The organism is Moorena sp. SIO3I6 (genome assembly GCF_010672095.1).
This window is the reverse complement of sequence record NZ_JAAHHU010000576.1, coordinates 1-2,765: the sequence shown is the minus strand read 5'-3', so window position 1 is coordinate 2,765 and position 2,765 is coordinate 1. Positions and strand designations below refer to the sequence as shown.

Annotated in this window: 1 protein-coding gene and 1 pseudogene; one reads left to right on the top strand and one right to left on the bottom strand. The window is 41.6% G+C overall.

The annotated features are described in order from the left end of the window. Window positions 1-266 precede the first annotated feature (266 nt). Window positions 267-874: pseudogene (gene tnpA / locus F6K49_RS39825) on the bottom strand (IS200/IS605 family transposase). Here tnpA and F6K49_RS39820 point away from each other — a divergent pair. Beyond that, window positions 788-2,095, top strand: coding sequence for a transposase (locus F6K49_RS39820; protein WP_293106213.1), 1,308 nt, complete (start codon window positions 788-790; stop codon window positions 2,093-2,095). The pseudogene tnpA and the gene F6K49_RS39820 overlap by 87 nt on opposite strands. The last annotated feature ends 670 nt before the right edge of the window (window positions 2,096-2,765 follow it).

Here is a 2,765-nt window from a genome sequence, read left to right as displayed (position 1 = left end):
AGAAGCTTTTGAAGCTTCATGTTGGTCATTTCAGCTTCCATGCCATCATCGTAAGCTTTTACGATGAAGTAGCGAGCCGCATTGAGACAATCAAGCATAATTAGACTCGCAAATCTAATTTAAATAACCTTTAATAATAGCAATTTATAATCATTGCTTGTGCATATCATTATAACCCAAAATAAGTCAATAGTACATTTTTACTATTCAATAGACCAGTTGTTCGCGTAGCGTGGCCGTTCGCGTAGCGTGGCCAAAAGGCCAACCTAAACAGGCAAGGGGTCTCCCGTTATACCCGGAGGGTTAGCGGGAGGGGAATTGCCTGACGGAGAATCCTGGTTTTGGACATAACTCTTTAATTGCTCGATCGTTACAACGCCACAAGAAGCTACAAAATAAGAACCTGTCCAGAAAACCTTTTTGTCTCCGTAAAACTGTTTTAAGTAATCAGAAAATTCTTGACGAATTAATCTACTGGTCACAGTCTTTATATTTGCTATTAACTTGACTGGAGCGACTTTAGGGTTAAGGTCAACAAGCAGGTGGATGTGATCACTCTCTCCGTTGAATTCCACTAAATTACAGTCCCATTTAACGCAAGTGTCAGAACAGATTTGCTTCAACCTGTTCGCGCAGCGTCGGCTCTGCCGAATCAAAATTTGATCTGATATGACTTGTCGTCTGTATTTGGTTACTAGTACAATGTGTACAGTAAGACGATATACCGACCTGTTTTCTTTTGTGTAGTTGCCTTTCATGCCTATTCGATAAATGCTACAATAAAAACATGATACTCACTTACTGCTACCGGATCAAGCCAAGTCCTGAACAAATTGTCACCATGGAAAGGTGGCTCGAATTGTTGCGCCGCCATTGGAATTACGCTTTGGGACAACGACTTGATTGGCTTCGTCGAACCCGTTGTCCGATTGATAGGTGTAGCGTGAGTTATGAGCCAATTGGTGAAATTCCAGAACTGGTAAATTACTACACTCAACAGGCAGCGCTCAAGGAAACTAAGCGGTTATTTCCTGAGTACAAAAAAATTTATGCAGAGACTCAACAAGTTAACTTGCAACGTCTCAATAAGGCTTGGGATAAATGGCTAAAACCTGATGCCAATGGCAAGCGTGGAGGTAGACCTAGGTTTAAAAAACCTGGAAAACTTCGATCGTTTGTTTTTCCTAGAATTAACAGTCCCAAAGCAGGAGCACATCTTGTTGATGGTGTTTTAAAACTGAGTCGGATTGGGTCAATTCCTGTTGTGATGCATCGCCCATTACCTGTTAGCGAAGCTTGCCCGAAGGGCGTAGGATTTACCCTTAAGCAATGCACTGTAGTCAAAAAGGCTGATGGTTGGTATTGTTGTATCTCGATGAAAGATGATACTGTGCCGGAGATTTTACCAGTGGACTCGATCAAGTCTGCTGTTGGAATCGATGTTGGCTTGGAGAAATTTCTAGTTACATCTGACGGTGAAGCGGTACCTATTCCACAGTTTTACAGAAAAGCTCAGGGCAAGCTAGCTGAGGCGCAAAAAGTGATGTCGCGTCGTGTCAAAGGTTCTAAAAACTGGAAGAAAGCTAAACACAAAGTAGCTTTAATGCACCTTCATCTGACCCGATGCCGAAAAGAATTCCATTATCAGGTCGCTCATTGGTTGTGTAGCAAGTACGACCTAATTGCTCACGAAAACTTAAACATAAAAGGTCTTGCTAGAACCAGATTGGCTAAGTCAGTAAACGATGCAGCTTGGGGAGCATTTTTGGAAATATTGCAAGCAGTAGCGGTAAGACGCGGTTTGTTAGTTCAGGAAGTAAATCCACGCGGCACAAGTATCGAATGTTTTAACTGTGGTTCTAGAGTCGAAAAAAGTTTAAGTGATCGCGTTCACTGCTGTCCTAGTTGTAACGTCAAAGTCGATCGTGATTGGAATAGCGGGATCAACATTTTAAATCGTGGATTATTGGCGGTTGGACTGCCGCTTAATGGCTGTGGTAAATCGGTACAGGATATCGTTCGCGTAGCGGAGGCCGTAGGCCAGGAGCAGCAAGTCTCATTCGTGAGGTTGAGAAGCCCACATCATAATCTTTGATTTGATGTGGGAGTAGTCACAAGGCCATCGATAGCAATCGGATTTGAGTGGTGAAACACCAGAAGAGGGAGATAGGGGTAAGAAGGGAAAGAATATCACTATTTTTATTAACAAATTAATTCCCCTCGGGCTGGATCACGTACAGGGAAATCTAGGGTGATGGGATCACTATCCAATAACTATTGCGCTGAAAATACTATTGGACTAAGATGCCTCAAGTAGTGGTATTGGTAAATATCGGAATCCAAAGGATAGTTGCGTCAGTTACCAATTAAGAAACAAAGGTTTTGATAACTGTGTTAACTTTGGTTAAGTTAACTCAAACCTAATCAGCAGTTAAAGATGGTTCGTATTTTACATTTCTTAATATAATTTCATTTATTTATTGATTTCGGACTAATTACCAAGTACTAATTACCAAGTACTACTTAATAAGTACTAATTACCAAGTACTAATTACCAATTACCAATTACCAATTACCAATCAGTCTTGGAGCAGGTACAAAAGCATCTAGACTTGAGTCAGCACTGACAAACAAGTAAAACCTACTCAAGAGGAGGGTTTGCATTGACTGAAAACCAAATTTCCCTCCAGACAATCTCGCGTAGTGAACTGCGACAGCTGGTGCGTTCTCAACTGCAGATACTGCTGGAGCAAGGTAATCTTCAG

Bases quoted from the DNA above. Each gene is read 5' to 3' on its own strand.
- F6K49_RS39820 (WP_293106213.1), top strand. From the start codon at position 788: ATGATACTCACTTACTGCTACCGGATCAAGCCAAGTCCTGAACAAATT.